This window comes from Rhizobium sp. NLR16a (assembly GCF_017948245.1).
GTDB lineage: Bacteria > Pseudomonadota > Alphaproteobacteria > Rhizobiales > Rhizobiaceae > Rhizobium.
Window position 1 is genome coordinate 215070 of sequence record NZ_CP072869.1, and the last position, 14407, is coordinate 229476.

Sequence of the window (14407 nt, forward strand, 5' to 3'; positions counted from 1 at the left end):
CATAAGCACGTCATGATCATCGTCGCCATGAAGGCGGCGCGATCAGCACCACGATCAGAACCCGCAAACAGCCACGACTTCCTGCCGAGAGCGAAGCCGCGCAGAGCGCGTTCGGCGGCATTGTTGGTCAGGCAAATCCGACCGTCGCCCAGGAAGGAGGTAAAGCCCTCCCAGCGCTTTAGCATGTAGTCGATCGGCTCGGCGACGGGCGAGCTGCGCGACAGCTTTGTCCGCTCGGCCCGTATCCAGGCCTCAAGCTCTTCGACAAGACGACGACTGTCCTGCTGGCGTCGCGCCAGTCTTTCACTTGCAGCGAGACGATTGATGTCACGCTCGATATCGAACAGGGCATCGATCCGTTTCACGGCCTCGAGCGCCACCGGCGAGATCGGCGTGGCGTTCTTTCCCCGTTTGGCGTTCGTGGCGATGTCGGCAAGCACGAAGAACTTGCGACGCGAGTGTGCCCAGCAGAGCGCCTGGACCAGCGGACCCGTCTGACGATCCGCCTTGAACAGCGGGTTGTAGCCGCCATAGGCGTCAGCCTGCAGAATGCCGGTGAAGTTCTTGAGATGGCGCTCGGGATGTTCCTGCCGCCGATCGCGGGAGGCATAGTAGAGGGCGGCTGGCGACGTTCCGCCGAACGGCCGATCGTCCCTGACATAGGTCCAAATCCGCCCGGTATCGGCCTTGCCCTTCGCCAGGATCGGCACCGTCGTGTCATCGCCATGTAGACGCTCGGCGGTCAGCACATGCGCCTCGATCAATCCGTGCAAGGGCTTCAAGACCGCGGCGCAAGCCCCCACCTGGTCGGCGAGCGTGGAGAGGCTGAGGTCGACACCCTCGCGGGCATAGCGTTCACTCTGCCGGTTCAGCGGTTGATGCTGGCCGAACTTCTCGAACAGGATCATCGCCAGCAGGTTTGGCCCGGCAAAGCCGCGCGGCGTCACGTGGAAGGGTGCCGGGGGCTGGGCGATCTTCTCGCATTCCCGGCACGAGAACTTCTCGCGCACGGTTTGGATGACCTTCCACTGGCGCGGGATCACTTCCAAGGTCTCGGTAATGTCCTCGCCCAGTTTCGCCAGCTTGGCCGAGCCGCAGCATGGGCAGCTTGTTGGCGGGGCAATGACGACGCGTTCGCGCGGCAGGTGCTCCGGAAACGGCTTCCTTGAAGGACGCTTGCGCTCGAAGGCTCGGACCGTAGAGGACTTTGCCGCTATCTCGGCCGCCAGTTCGTCCTGGCTGGCGTCGGCTTCCAGCTCCTCGAGCTGCAATTCCATCTGTTCGAGAAGCCGCGCCTTGCGCTCCGAGCGGCTGCCATGAATGTCGCGCTTGAGCTTCTCGATCTCCAGCCTCAACCTGGCAATCAGCGCATCCGAATGCGAGTTCACTGCCTGGGCTCGGGCAGCAACGGCCTCGGCTTCACGGCGTGCCGCGCGCTCGGCGAGGATCATCGCGTGCGCGCTGGCAAGGTCGTCGGGAAGCTGATCGGCCGCATCGGTCATGACGAGATGGAATCATATTCGCTCCCACCTTTCCAGCCATTTCCACTATCCAGCGGAGCTCGGACGCCAGGTTTTTTGCGGCATTCGCCAGTCGATTCCTTCGAGCAGATAGCCGAGCTGCGCAGGCGTAATCACCACCGTGCCGTCGGCCGCTGACGGCCAGATAAAGCGGCCACGTTCGAGCTTCTTCGTGAACAGGCAGGCACCCTGGCCGTCGTGCCAGATCACCTTGATCAGTCCGCCCTTCCTGCCGCGGAAGCAGAACAAATGGCCGCTATGCGGATCACGCTTCAGCGTCTCCTGCACCATCAGCGACAGGCCAGGAAATCCCCTCCGCATGTCCGTATAGCCGGTGGCCAACCAGACCTTCACGCCACTGGGAACCGGGATCATCGCCGCTCCACGACATCGAGGATGCGGCCCAGAGCTTCGGTATCGACATCACTGTCCACTCGAATGCGCCGACCGCTACCAAGCTCGATCGTCACGATGCTTGTCTTCTTGCGCGGTCGAGGTGCTGGTGTCGTTTCCACGGGATCAGGTGGTGGCAACGCCGCCACGACCTCAATCGGGACAAATGGTGGCAGGGACGGAGCTGATATCTGGCAGAGCTCTTTGCGCCAACGGAACAACTGGCTGACGTGGATCCCCGCGGAACGCGCAACATCCGAGATAACCGCTTCAGGCTCAAACGTCGCCGCGACCAGCCGTTCTTTATCTTCCAGGGACCAGCGCCGCCGACGTCCGACCGACGTGATCACCTCAATATGCTGCTTCGTCATAGGACTACTCCTAGTGCTACCACCAGGACTTCCAATGTCCGGCCTCACATCACAAGACGGCCGTCACCGTGGGGATACTCTTAACGCGGCGATTTCCACGCTTGAGTGGTCACCATCTTTGCCCAATCTTGTCAGACATTCGGTTCACAAGCGACCGGGATTGCGGCATCGCGGTAGCTGAAACTGATGCCGTCTGATCGCGTTGGAACAAATCAGAGTCGTCCAACATTCGTTATTCAAAGCGTTCAATATTAGTACGGATCGCATCACCAGCCACCGATTTTACATTCGACGGAGGATTGCCAGGACGAGCCGTGCCGCAGGGAGTCCTTATCTCGCCGGAAAGGTACTGGCCGCTGTTGCAGGGCAGCATGTTGACGTCGAGAAAGTCGCTCCTCTTCAGGGAGTTCTGATACGCTACGACTTCTTTCATCGACAAGGGGTTCGCGAAGATCGTCACTCCCTCAAACCCCGGTAACGCCTCAATTGGCTCAATCATGGGCGATGTCTGACCGGGCACTGCTGCAGCGCCAATAACCCATGGGCCAACCGATCCGAAAATGACGGATTTCGGACGATCGGTTGGCGTGCCAGAGCTGAAAGGAGAATGCGGGAACCCACTGTCGAGCACTGCCTCATCCCACTGGTAAGCTGTAAACGCTAGAAAATATGTGTATGGCGCAAAACGGTCCATGCGAACTTTGCCGTCTGGAGTAAAGGTATAGTAAATCCACTCAGTGCCGGAGAATGCCCCTGTTGGCCCCACGACGTTCATGTCCCAGGGCTTCTGCCACCATGCAGTAGACGCCATGTCGCTTTGAAGCAGGCTTTTCGCGAATGACCACTTCTGACCATTCGGATTGGGTGCAGCTCCCAATGCGAATGATAGGTAAGCATCGTTTGAATTAGAACTTAGAAGCGATAAGGCGCTGCCGCCATTAGGAACAGTATTTTCACGGGTTTTTTCGACCAAAAGGACTGTGAACCCCGTGTCTGGTCTGATCGACGCGCTTTGACTAGTCTCGATTGACGTGCGCGGTGGAAGGTTGAAGGAAGTCTTGTTGGTATAGAAGTCAAATGCCTGCCTCGTATCTTCGGGCACCGGATAATCCGCTTCTGCCGCCGAGTCGTGTATGTACAGCTTTGGAAATTCCCCGAAAATGGGCACTACCTTCGGTGTGAGCGTCTGAGATACTTTCTCCGACGCGCTTCTAAGGCAATTGGCTTCATTGGTACATGATGCCCCTTGCCCTTCTCCAGCGACAAGACAGCCCAGCGCGGAAGACAATAGGAAGATTTTTATTCCATTATTCATCAAAACATTCCCTTTTTGAAAGCGGAGGTCTTGCTCTAGCGAGTGAGTTCGGAGGTGTTGCGGCGCCGTATCTGGCGCAGCATATCGCCGACTACGTCGGGCCAATCAGTGGTGATAAGATTGGTACGATTGACGAGCGCCATCTCAGGATCTCCTCGGTAATCTGGTACGATCCCTCGCTGAGCGGTCGATTTCGGATCCGTGTTGTGCTCGAAGCAGCATTTTCCGGCGCTGTTTGCGACGCCCTCTGGAAAGTAGTTACTTTCATGATAGGTGGCGAAGCCCTGCTGCTGGTCGATATAGTCGAAATATGCCTGCAGACCGTCACCTTTATAGAATTGGTTCATTTCAAACTGAATGGAGAACGGCACCACATTCCATTGATCGTAGATTGGATCCTCGTGGGGATCATAGCTGGAATCCTTCACATTCTCGTTATCCGGGTTTTCGACGACAATTAGCCCGCCAATGAGTTTGGGGTCGTAGGTTGTCCGATTTAGAATCGTGCCGACATCCGCCGCATCCTTTGCTTTGAGCTTGAATACAACGGCTTTGCTGAGTTTCGCATTTCCCTTGCTCGCGAGAATGTCAAGGCAGCGTTGCATGAGCTCGATGGGATCAGTAGGGTCCTGATCATCGACTGCCGCCTTGATATCGACGATCATCACGTACCCATGACCATCATCGGAAACATATTCGGCGAGTAGATCGAGCGCGGCGGAGAATGTTAGGAACTTCGCCTTTCGCCCTTGTGAATCCGTAAAAACGCGGCCATGTCGGTCCCGTAGATCGGCCTGTCGTAGCTGTGACAAGTTCTGATTATATAATAGGCCGCTTCCAGTTGATTCGCGCTCAATCCTGTAGTCATGAGATAGAACGACTTCTTTGTCTGCGGTGAAGCGGGCATCGACCTCCACGCTCTCAATCTGCGAATTCCAGGCGTCTTGCAAGGCATAGGCTGAATTCTCAGGATAGATCTCCCAGGATCCGCGGTGCGCAGATAGCAGGACCAAGTCGTCATCGGGTTTCGGCAGCTTGAACATGTTTCTTGTAATCGCACTTACAAGATATGGTGAAGGCTTTACCGGAAGTAGCGCCTCTGCTGCGGCGTAGGATGGAATACCGAAAGCAAGAAGAGAAGTTAAAGTGAGCGATGCACGCAGATCACGTCGGCCGCCGAGGTAACCGAGACGCGAGGAGCAAAGATTCACAAGCACTGATGCCACATTGTTGCTGGTGTCCATGGAGATTCGGAACCTTTCGATGAGAATTTCGGGTAGCTCGCTACTTTGTACGGCTTGTTCGTGCGGCCTTTGCAACAGCCCATCACAGCAGTGGCTAAGGCTTGGGAGAGCGAAATCCTGGGGGGTGCCCGTAGTGCGAGGAAGTTTTTAGCCGGCCCACTATCGCTGCGATGTGCCGGCAATAACACGCTCTTCAACATCAAGATGATCCATAAATCAGCTTCCACCCAAGGCGCTGCGTTGCCACGTCGCGACGTCGCGTGCTCAAGCGTTGAGAGAGTTGTCATGAAAGCAGCTTGGAGCTCCGGCGCAATTATTTCGTCCTAGCGTAGCCTCAGTTGAGAGGAAGCAGGGCTTTCTTCATTAACGCCGCTTCGCCATACGATGTTTGGACGTGATCAATTGCCCGCCAGCCGCTCTTCTCGTAAAGAAGTTGCGCGTCCTCTGTTGTCAGATAAAGACTCTTGCAACCGAGGCACGATGCTTCGTGCTCGAGCCGCTCGATCAACAACCTGGCTATTCCTTTTTTGCGGTGAAATGGATGGACAAAAAGCGACTTAAGCCAAGGGGATAGATGAGATTTTCCATCGAAATCACGATCAGCCAACGTGACCATTCCTACTGGCAACGCGTTTTCGATGGCGACTAGTGTTAGCGGCATCGAGCTTTTTGTTGCCGCTTCAAACTCGCCTCGCGTTTGTTCGTACGAGCCATTTGATTGACAACCCCATTGTCCGAAAGACCAACTTGCGCAAATGGAAATGAAATTCGGAAATCTTTCTAGGTACTCGATCGTTACCGGAGTTCCAGCTACCATTGCTTTCTCGGTCATAGTGTCTCCATTTTTTGGCGGGCCGAGCAATCGCGTGACGATCGGTCAACTTGAGGTGAAGCCCGTGCACTAGTGAGCTATCGGACCTCACGATATATCCTGCACGGTGACGCCGCGATTCAAGACGGGTCGCCAGCACGCAACAGCGTGATCACAAACCTGCTAAGATTTGTGGCAACGCGGTCATGCGGCTAAACAGCTTAGTGGCACCTGCTTCCATCAGTTTGTCTCCGTGCCCAGGAAGGCAATGCGAAGCACCTACGAAGCCAATCACCATCATCCCGGCTGCCACCGCCGCCTGAGTGCCAGCAACGCTGTCTTCAATAACGAGACAACTGCTAGCCGGTGTGTTCATATGATCTGCTGCAAACAGAAACAGATCCGGCGCAGGCTTACCACTCGCAACCTGCGAAGCGCTGAAGACATGGGGCCAAAAGTAATCATGTAGGTCCGTGACTTTAAGCGCCAAGGAAAGCTTTGCAGCATCGCTGTTCGACGCCACGCACTTCTTTAAATTAATGGTCTCCAAGGTTTGCCGAACGCCGCTGATTGCACGCAGATCGCGAGGATATCGTTTTGCAACTTCGGCCATCACACATTCATGATGATCCTCCGGTAGGCGTAAGTCGCCCTCGGATTCTATGACTGAATAACTTTGCTGGTCAGTCATCCCTATGAAGCGATCGTTATACTCTTCAGCCGATATGATGTAGCCGAATTTCGCCAAAGCTTCGATGTGCACCGCAGTTGCAATAAGCTCACTATCGACGAGAACCCCATCGCAGTCGAAGATCAGTAGTTCCGGACGTTTTGAAAAAGACATAAGCAGTCCTCATTATAGAATGACTCTGAGGTTTGTCCCAGTTCCAGCTTTCAATCTTCCAGGCATTGAGCAGGGTAGGATTGTATCCGATCGGATGTTGACCATTGCGGCACTGGGAAATTGATGCGTCGTGCTCAGCCGGAAATTGCTTCTGCCGCGATCTTCGGACCTTGCTTATGAAGAGCATTCCAAACCTTGTGAAACGCCTCTGCATAAAGCTCCATCAATTCGCCATTGTTGGGTGGCGCAATCTCCGAGACGTAAAACATCGTATCCAACAGTTTCACTGTGTTCGGGAAATCGGCGGCCTTCCAGTTGTCGCAAATGTCTGGAAGATATTCGAATACGGGCTTCGTGAGCCAAACACAGATAGGCACGCCTTCGGCCTGCAGAGACCTGACCACGAAATCCCTTGCAGCCGGGCCGGGTGCGAAGCCAAGCGCCTCAGGTTCGATCCGGAGGGGAAAGTTGAGCATCGAATGGTCGCAGTCGGATGGGTTGAAGAGAGGAGATATGCCCACAAGTTCGCCGATCATCTCCCATAAAAGCTTGCAATTGTCTCTTCGGATTTGCAGTTGCGTATCCATCTCTGTTACCCGCAGCTTCGCTATAGATGACGAGAATACGTTCGGCCTGTAGTTGTACCCTTGGGAATAGGGCGAGAATATTCGCGCTCCACTTCGAGACGAGCTGGACAGCGATACGCGATCAACATGTGCAATCAAGTTGGCGTCTTCCGTAATGACAAATCCCAGTTCGCCGGCCCCAAGGTGCTTGGCGCCGTTTCCGGATAGAGCGAGCGCGTCTGCATCAAGATGCGCACCGCCGACGATTGCTTTCGCGGCGCCGATTGATTGGCAGATGTCGTCGATCACAGCAATGCCCTGAGCTCGCGCTGCAGACCTCGCGTCGGGGACGAGAACATTGTTTCCGAAAAGGTGAGTGACTAAAACTGCAGCTACATTAGGGTTGAACTTTTCAGCGGCCGCGCGCTGATCAATCCCGGCCAAGTTCATGTCGACATCAACGAAGACGGGTTCGAGACCGCTGATTTTGATTGGTCCTACCGCTCCTGGCCAATTCAGTGCCGCGGTAACAACTTGCTCGCCTCGCTCTTTGACGTAGTCGAGCTCGATGTGAATGGCCGCCGTTCCGCTGCCGACAGCGCGCACTTGCCACTTCCCAGTCCAGCTTGCAAGATCTTGTTCCAAATCGCTCACGATTGGGTGGTTAACGCGGTGATACCTTCCACCATCCACAACACCTTGGAGTGCATGCAAGTGCTTATTCTCCGCGGCGGGCCAAGGTGTAACACGTCCCTGGGGGACCACAGGCTTCCCACCGAAAACGGCGAGCTGCTCGCCTGAGAAAGCACCAGTTGTGTTGCGAGTTATGAGCCGTAGTGCACCGAATCCGTTCATCACGTTCTCCAATCATGCTCACTAGAATGCTGATCAGCCCACACAAACGCTAGCACTGCTTTCCCACGTTTGGTAGCTAAATTACAGTATAGCACAAAGTATATTATAAAGTATATTAGGAGCAGGCGGGCACAATAAGTATGTTACTGAATATTTGTTGTATATTGGCGGACGGGCGCCTAAGGCGTCACTTTGGTCAGCTTCTGTGCGGAGCACGTTGGAAATTTCAATAGTTTTTTAACGGCTGGCCGGACAACTGAGATCACTGAATGAGGCTGGGGACGGGAACCGGCCAAAGTTTCCCGTAACGCCCGGTGCCGATTGAAGAAGCGTTGGACCAACAGCACATTGCCACCCCAGCTCATAATCCGAGCCCCACCGAATGGCGAAAGGTCGCCCTCCGCTAGTACTGGCCGTTGGTGGCAATGGAATTCGGCAACAGGATTGGATGCTATGGAATCCTTGATAAGAAGACACGAAGCTCATCGACTGGGAGAACGCGAGGGCAGTCCTGACGATCACCATATTGATGAGAGCACTAAGGGTATTGTACTGGCTCAAAGATTGATTCCAACGGGAACCTTGGGCGCCGCGAATCGGGGCCGATTGTTGCAAGCCTTGTACGACATAGGGCCATCTAGCAGAGCGGATCTCGCCCGCCTTACCGGTGTGACTCGAGGAACTATCGGAGGGATTGTGCAGCCCCTGATCGATCAGGGTGTTCTTGCGGAAGGAGAAGTGATACCTCCGAACGAAACAGGGGGCAAGCCAGCTACCAAGTTATGGTTTTCCAAGGATGCAAGACCTATGTGCGCGGTGCTCCTGCTGCACGACCGCGTGAGTGCGTGTTTGGTCTCTTTGGAGGGCGAGGTCTATGCTCAACACGCCGCCGATTTTCCGAAGAACCTAACACATCCCTCCGACGCCTCACGTATTATATGCACCTGTGTCGAAGAAACTATCGCATCTGGCAAGCCGATCTTAGGGATAGGTGTAGCAGTGGCTGGAACGATCAATACGGAGACGGGCACAATTGTGACCGTCAGTCTCGGGCCATTCCTGGACGGCTTACCCCTCGAAGCCGAGTTGCACAAAAGATTTGGAGTTACCGTGTGTGTCGATCAGGATACCAGAGCTTTGCTGGTTGGAGACCGATGGTTTGGGCAAGGCCGCGGTCGGAGAAACTTCGCCTCGGTCCATATCGGCGAGACTTTGGGTGGGGCGCTTTACCTTGATGGGCATCTCTATCGGGGATCCGCAGGTGCAGGCGGTGAAATCGGTCATACGACCGTAGACATCAAAGGTCGGTTATGCCAGTGCGGCCGACGCGGATGCTGGGAAACAATCGCCAGCTCGAAGTGGTTAGCAGACGAGGCCAAGGTCAGGCGGCTGCCACAACCTCACTCATTGGATGTGAGCCGATTATTGACTCTGGCCAACGACAATGTCCCAGGCGCAAGAGAATTACTTCGCGACTACGCGTTCAATATCTCGGTCGGTCTGGCGAACCTCCAGCAGTTCATGGCGCCCAATTTCATCATTATTCACGGCGACATCGTACGAGGGGGAAACCCGATGCTTCATTTAATCCAGGAAAGCTTTCGGGAATTGGTATTCCATCGCCCGGGTGAGGAAATTGCCCTTGCTTTCGGAGACAGCGAATGCCTGGCGGCTTTACGCGGTGCCGCCAGTCTTCTTCTTTCTGACTTGCTGAATTTCGTCATCTAATGACATCCGCTACAGATCCTCGGGAAGCTTCTTAAGTGGCGGCAAAATGGACTCCATTGTAACCGCCCGATTGGCACCGCCTGCCGCCTAGCGCCCTGATGGCCTAAGAGACGTGTTTAACGACGTCGTTAGCGACGTGTCTTAGGCGAGGATTGCGATGCGCGTTGAAATTCTTGGGCAGGAACGTCGACGGCGGTGGCGCGAAGAAGACAAGCTTGCGATTGTCATGTCGGTTGGGGTTGCTGGAGCCACGATCACAGAGGTTGCTTGTGTTTAAGCATGGAATGTTGACCCCTCTGGCGGGGTAATACTTATCCAATTTTGACCCCCCTTGGATTTCATCCGACCATCCGGCTTTTGCCAGTGGATGGGGTGGGGAGTTGAAGAGAGTGGATACGATTGCCCGTGTCCGACGAGCCTTCCATGTTCAGGGCTGGTCGGTGAAGAAGATCACCAGAGAGCTGAATGTTTCGCGTAATACGGTTCGCAAAATCCTGCGTTCTGATGCGACTGATTTTGTCTACAAACGAGAACATCAACCGTTGCCCAGGATCGGAGCCTGGAAGGGTGATATTGAACGGTTCCTCATTGCCAACGAAGGCAAGGCATCGCGCGAACGGCTGACGCTGATCCGGATTTACGAGGAGGTCCGGGCACTTGGCTACGACGGCAGTTATGACGCGATCCGGCGATATGCCAAGACCTGGGCGAAGAACCGGGGAGCCGTGACGGCGGAAGCCTATGTGCCCCTCTATTACGCGCCAGGCGAAGCCTACCAGTTCGACTGGAGCCACGAGATCATTCTGGTCAACGGGGTGACGACGACCGTGAAGGTCGCGCATGTCCGGCTCTGCCACAGCCGGATGATGTTCGCCCGAGCCTATATGCGTGAGAGCCAGGAGATGGTGTTCGATGCCCATGACAAGGCCTTCGCCTTCTTCCGTGGCACCTGCACGCGCGGCATCTACGATAACATGAAGACTGCGGTCGAGGCGGTGTTCGTCGGCAAGGAGCGACAATACAATCGCCGCTTCCTGCAGATGTGCAGCCACTATCTGGTCCATCCCGTTGCCTGCACGCCCGCATCCGGATGGGAGAAGGGACAGGTCGAGAACCAGGTCGGACTGGTTCGAGAACGCTTCTTCACACCACGTCTTCGGGTTAAAAGCCTGGATGAGCTGAATGTCTGGTTGCTCGATAAGTGCATCGCTTACGCCAAGGCACACCGTCATCCTGAACAGACCGAGCGAATGATCTGGCAGGTGTTCGAGGAGGAACGCGGCAGCCTGGTGCATTACGTCGGGCCATTCGATGGTTTCCACAGCGTCCCGGCCTCGGTGTCGAAGACCTGCACGGTCCGACAACAACAAATACTCCGTCCTCTCGACTGCGGTCGGCCGCCCTGTTGAGGTTCACGCCTATGCCGAGAAGATCGTCATCAGGCAGGACGGCGTGAACGTCGGTGAGCATCCTCGTTGCTTTGGCCGTGGCGAGACGATCTACGATCCCTGGCATTATGTCCCCGTTCTGGCTCGCAAACCCGGCGCTTTGCGCAACGGCGCACCGTTCAGGGAATGGGTCTTACCCGCAGCGATGGAGAAAGTGCGCCGGCGGCTGAAGAGCGTCCATGATGGTGATCGGCAAATGGTCACAATCCTTGCATGCGTTCCCACCGATGGTCTGACGGCCGTCGATGCGGCCTGTCAGGAGGCGCTGGACCAGGGCGTCTGCTCGGCCTCGGTGATCATCAACATTCTGGCTCGTAGTCGTGACCCGGCTCCGGCCGCAACCCTGCAAACCCCGGATGCGCTTCGATTGACCCATGAACCGGTCGCCGACTGCGCACGCTATGACAGCCTCAGGAGGGCAAGCTGATGGAACGCACACAGGTTCTCGAACTGATGAGCACGCTGAAGCTCTATGGAATGCGCAGCGCCTACGACGAGGTCATGGGCAACGGCATCAAACGGCAGCACGAGCCGCCGCGCATTGTCGGTGATCTCTTGCAGTCGGAGATCGCCGAGAAGCAGGCCCGCTCCATTCGCTACCAACTCAGCATCGCCAAGCTGCCCCTCGCTAAGGACATCGACGATTTCGACTTCACCGATACGCCGGTCAATGAATCCCTGTTGCGGGAGCTGGCCACCGGCACCTTCGTCGCCGATCAGCGCAACGTCGTTCTCGTCGGCGGCACGGGAACCGGAAAGAGCCATCTCGCCATCGCGATTGCCCGTGCACTGATCCGCAACGGAACACGCGGGCGCTTCTTCAACGTCGTCGATCTGGTCAATCGGCTGGAAACGGAAACGCGCAGCGGCAAGCAAGGGCGGACGGCCGACTATCTCAATCGTCTCGACTTCATCATCCTCGACGAACTCGGATACCTGCCTTTCGCCCTGGCCGGCGGCCAACTCCTATTCCATCTGATCAGCAGGCTCTACGAGCGCACGTCGATCATTGTCACCACGAACCTGGCGTTCGGTGAATGGCCGACGGTGTTCGGCGATGCCAAGATGACGACGGCACTTCTCGACCGCCTGACCCATCATTGCGAGATTGTCGAGACCGGCAACGAGTCCTGGCGCTTCAAGAACCGCTCTCAAAGCTAAAAGCCGACGAAGATCATCACCCGCACTTGGCCTACCCTCTGCAACCCCGGCCAGGCCAAGCGCTGATCTACAGCACAAGGGGGTCAAAATTGGATAAGCAAAAGGGGTCAATGTTCGGTGATGATTGACAGCGAATTGCGAGAAAGCCGAAGCACGAGACAGCGAAGAGTGCCACAATAGCTGTTCCCAAACTCAGCACGGACGTGTCACGGACAACGCTTGAAACGTCACCACGCTTTTGCTCTGCGTCCGAAGCGAGTTTTTCCGTGACGGATGTGAATCTCGGTGAGACAGCAGCAAAGGCGGGTTGGCAAAGAGTGAGATAGAGTTGCTGCACCATGGCAAGCTCGGCTTCACTAGTTGCGCCGCGACCAACTGCGATGGCTGCACCACACGTATCAGTCAGGACGGAGAATCCATCCGCCTTCAACTTCGGCAGTTCGCTCTGCTCAGGAACTGCAGCGATCGCCAGATCCATGAACCTGACGAAGTTTTCTCGTGCGTCATTCAAGCCAGCTTCAGCGCGCGCCCTCGCCTCTTTCGACCGTGTCATCACCATGTCGCTGATGCTGGCACGCGCTGTTTCCAGACTTCGGTTCGACTGGGTCAAGCGTAGTGCTGCAGATGCATCTCTATCGAGAAGCTCCTGATATCTGTCGTTAACCTTCAGCATTTGCCGGTTCTGATAGAACGTCAGACCGAGTGCCAGGATGCCGAAGACAGCCACGATGATAAAGAACTTACCGACAATGGAAACGTGTTTCACAGGCCACTCCTCTAAGCTCGGGATCACTTACGGCAGATGGATGTTCAGATTCTGATGGTTTGATGTCTCGGGTTTTAAAAAAATGGCTGCCGCCGACCTCGTAATCGACGACAGCCAAGTTGCCTGGGAGGGCAGGAGAAAAGAGTTGAAACCCCAGATGGCGATAGTAAGTGCACTTTCTGTCAGTCGCGGATCGCAGTCCCGGTTACTGGATCGAACCAGTGCAATTTCTCCAGGTCGACAGTCAATGGCAGCACCTGATTGGGTCGAGGCGTCAGCGCCGGTGGTATACGCGCCACGAGCCGGTTCTTACCCTTATTGAGAAAGTCTTCGGTATCTTCAGCATCGTTGATATTGACCGACGGTGACGCGATGTCGAAGAACACGAAGGTGTCGGCTCCAAGCGCTTCGGCAACCGGGATCTGCTCGTTGAACAACGCCTCGGCCTCGGGACAAACCTTAAACATCTCTGGGCGAATTCCAACAATGACTTGTCGCCCGGCGAAGGCCGACAGTGCCCCCTGGGCTGGGACCGAGAAGGATATTTTCGTTCCAGTTACCGCAGCTTTTAGCGACCCGCCTTCCGCCGTCAGCTCGACCCGAACAAAATTCATAGCGGGCGAACCGATGAACCCCGCGACGAACAGATTGGACGGCTTGTCGTAAAGCATCTGCGGCGTATCGATCTGCTGAAGATTACTCTCCTGTCCATTAAACACCGGCTTCAGCACAGCCACACGATCGCCCATGGTCATAGCCTCGACCTGATCGTGGGTCACATAAAGGGTTGTGACGCCGAGCCGCTGATTAAGGAGCTTCAGTTCGCCGCGCATCTGCACGCGGAGTTTTGCATCCAGGTTGGAAAGAGGCTCATCCATCAGGAACGCCATGGGATGGCGAACGATCGCCCGGCCCATCGCCACGCGTTGGCGCTGACCGCCGGACAATGCCCCCGGCTTGCGCTCTAAATAACGGGTAAGATCAAGCATTTCCGCTGCGTCGCGAACCAGCTTGTCGATCTTGTCCTTGGGCATTTTTCGCTGCTGCAGACCGAAGGCCATGTTGTCGTAAACGGTCATATGGGGGTAAAGCGCGTAGTTCTGAAAGACCATCGCAATATCCCGGTCCTGGGGTTCTGTCTCCGTCACGTCAGCGTCATCCATGAGTAGCCGGCCGCTGTTGAGCGCTTCAAGACCCGCTGCCATCCGCAATAGTGTCGACTTGCCACAACCCGACGGGCCGACCAACACGACGAATTCTCCGTCCGCGACCGAAAAACTTACATTCGCAACGGCAACGGTCCCGTCCGGAAAGGTCTTGCCGATCCCGTCGAAGGTCATGGACGCCATTTTTATGTACTCCCGCATTTTTCAAGCGAGGCAAGC

General features: G+C 55.8%; 11 protein-coding genes and 2 pseudogenes. 3 read left to right on the forward strand and 10 right to left on the reverse strand.

Going from position 1 to position 14407, the window contains the following annotated elements:
* Window positions 1-8: 8 nt before the first annotated feature.
* The 8 genes and pseudogenes from J7U39_RS27990 to J7U39_RS28025 all read right to left on the reverse strand — a co-directional run.
* Window positions 9-1502: pseudogene (locus tag J7U39_RS27990) on the reverse strand (IS66 family transposase); the annotation flags it as partial.
* 45 nt (window positions 1503-1547) lie between these two features.
* Entirely contained in the window at window positions 1548-1895 is a 348-nt protein-coding gene (gene tnpB / locus J7U39_RS27995; RefSeq protein WP_014330938.1) for an IS66 family insertion sequence element accessory protein TnpB, read from the reverse strand.
* A complete protein-coding gene (locus J7U39_RS28000; protein WP_064842745.1) occupies window positions 1892-2284 on the reverse strand; it encodes a transposase in 393 nt (130 codons plus the stop codon). Before J7U39_RS28000 ends, tnpB begins: the two co-directional genes overlap by 4 nt.
* A 232-nt stretch (window positions 2285-2516) precedes the next feature.
* Window positions 2517-3599: a hypothetical protein gene (locus tag J7U39_RS28005; protein ID WP_206118687.1), complete on the reverse strand. Its 1083-nt coding sequence runs from the start codon at window positions 3597-3599 to the stop codon at window positions 2517-2519.
* A gap of 35 nt (window positions 3600-3634) precedes the next feature.
* Entirely contained in the window at window positions 3635-4843 is a 1209-nt protein-coding gene (locus J7U39_RS28010) for a glycerophosphodiester phosphodiesterase family protein (RefSeq protein WP_247241801.1), read from the reverse strand.
* Window positions 4844-5177: 334 nt separating this feature from the next.
* Window positions 5178-5675: a GNAT family N-acetyltransferase gene (locus J7U39_RS28015; protein ID WP_245515214.1), complete on the reverse strand. Its 498-nt coding sequence runs from the start codon at window positions 5673-5675 to the stop codon at window positions 5178-5180.
* A 151-nt stretch (window positions 5676-5826) separates the two neighbouring features.
* Window positions 5827-6498, reverse strand: coding sequence for an HAD family hydrolase (locus tag J7U39_RS28020; protein WP_210633061.1), 672 nt, complete (start codon window positions 6496-6498; stop codon window positions 5827-5829).
* A 134-nt stretch (window positions 6499-6632) separates the two neighbouring features.
* Entirely contained in the window at window positions 6633-7919 is a 1287-nt protein-coding gene (locus J7U39_RS28025; RefSeq protein ID WP_210633062.1) for a DegT/DnrJ/EryC1/StrS family aminotransferase, read from the reverse strand.
* A 453-nt stretch (window positions 7920-8372) separates the two neighbouring features.
* Between J7U39_RS28025 and J7U39_RS28030 the strand changes: the two genes are divergently transcribed.
* From J7U39_RS28030 to istB, 3 genes and pseudogenes are all read left to right on the forward strand, one after another.
* Window positions 8373-9647, forward strand: a complete 1275-nt coding sequence (locus J7U39_RS28030; RefSeq protein WP_210633063.1) for an ROK family protein — start codon at window positions 8373-8375, stop codon at window positions 9645-9647.
* A gap of 380 nt (window positions 9648-10027) precedes the next feature.
* Window positions 10028-11516: pseudogene (istA, locus tag J7U39_RS28035) on the forward strand (IS21 family transposase); the annotation flags it as partial.
* 5 nt (window positions 11517-11521) lie between these two features.
* Window positions 11522-12256, forward strand: a complete 735-nt coding sequence (gene istB, locus J7U39_RS28040) for an IS21-like element helper ATPase IstB (protein WP_210633064.1) — start codon at window positions 11522-11524, stop codon at window positions 12254-12256.
* 67 nt (window positions 12257-12323) lie between these two features.
* On the opposite strand, the gene J7U39_RS28045 is transcribed toward istB, so the two are convergent.
* A complete protein-coding gene (locus J7U39_RS28045) occupies window positions 12324-13022 on the reverse strand; it encodes a hypothetical protein (protein ID WP_247241802.1) in 699 nt (232 codons plus the stop codon).
* Window positions 13023-13204: 182 nt separating this feature from the next.
* Window positions 13205-14371, reverse strand: coding sequence for a sn-glycerol-3-phosphate ABC transporter ATP-binding protein UgpC (gene ugpC / locus J7U39_RS28050; protein WP_127431439.1), 1167 nt, complete (start codon window positions 14369-14371; stop codon window positions 13205-13207).
* Window positions 14372-14407 lie beyond the last annotated feature (36 nt).

Bases quoted from the DNA above. Each gene is read 5' to 3' on its own strand.
- tnpB (WP_014330938.1), bottom strand. From the start codon at position 1,895: ATGATCCCGGTTCCCAGTGGCGTGAAGGTCTGGTTGGCCACCGGCTAT.
- J7U39_RS28000 (WP_064842745.1), bottom strand. From the start codon at position 2,284: ATGACGAAGCAGCATATTGAGGTGATCACGTCGGTCGGACGTCGGCGG.
- J7U39_RS28005 (WP_206118687.1), bottom strand. From the start codon at position 3,599: ATGAATAATGGAATAAAAATCTTCCTATTGTCTTCCGCGCTGGGCTGT.
- J7U39_RS28010 (WP_247241801.1), bottom strand. From the start codon at position 4,843: ATGGACACCAGCAACAATGTGGCATCAGTGCTTGTGAATCTTTGCTCC.
- J7U39_RS28015 (WP_245515214.1), bottom strand. From the start codon at position 5,675: ATGACCGAGAAAGCAATGGTAGCTGGAACTCCGGTAACGATCGAGTAC.
- J7U39_RS28020 (WP_210633061.1), bottom strand. From the start codon at position 6,498: ATGTCTTTTTCAAAACGTCCGGAACTACTGATCTTCGACTGCGATGGG.
- J7U39_RS28025 (WP_210633062.1), bottom strand. From the start codon at position 7,919: ATGAACGGATTCGGTGCACTACGGCTCATAACTCGCAACACAACTGGT.
- J7U39_RS28030 (WP_210633063.1), top strand. From the start codon at position 8,373: ATGGAATCCTTGATAAGAAGACACGAAGCTCATCGACTGGGAGAACGC.
- istB (WP_210633064.1), top strand. From the start codon at position 11,522: ATGGAACGCACACAGGTTCTCGAACTGATGAGCACGCTGAAGCTCTAT.
- ugpC (WP_127431439.1), bottom strand. From the start codon at position 14,371: ATGGCGTCCATGACCTTCGACGGGATCGGCAAGACCTTTCCGGACGGG.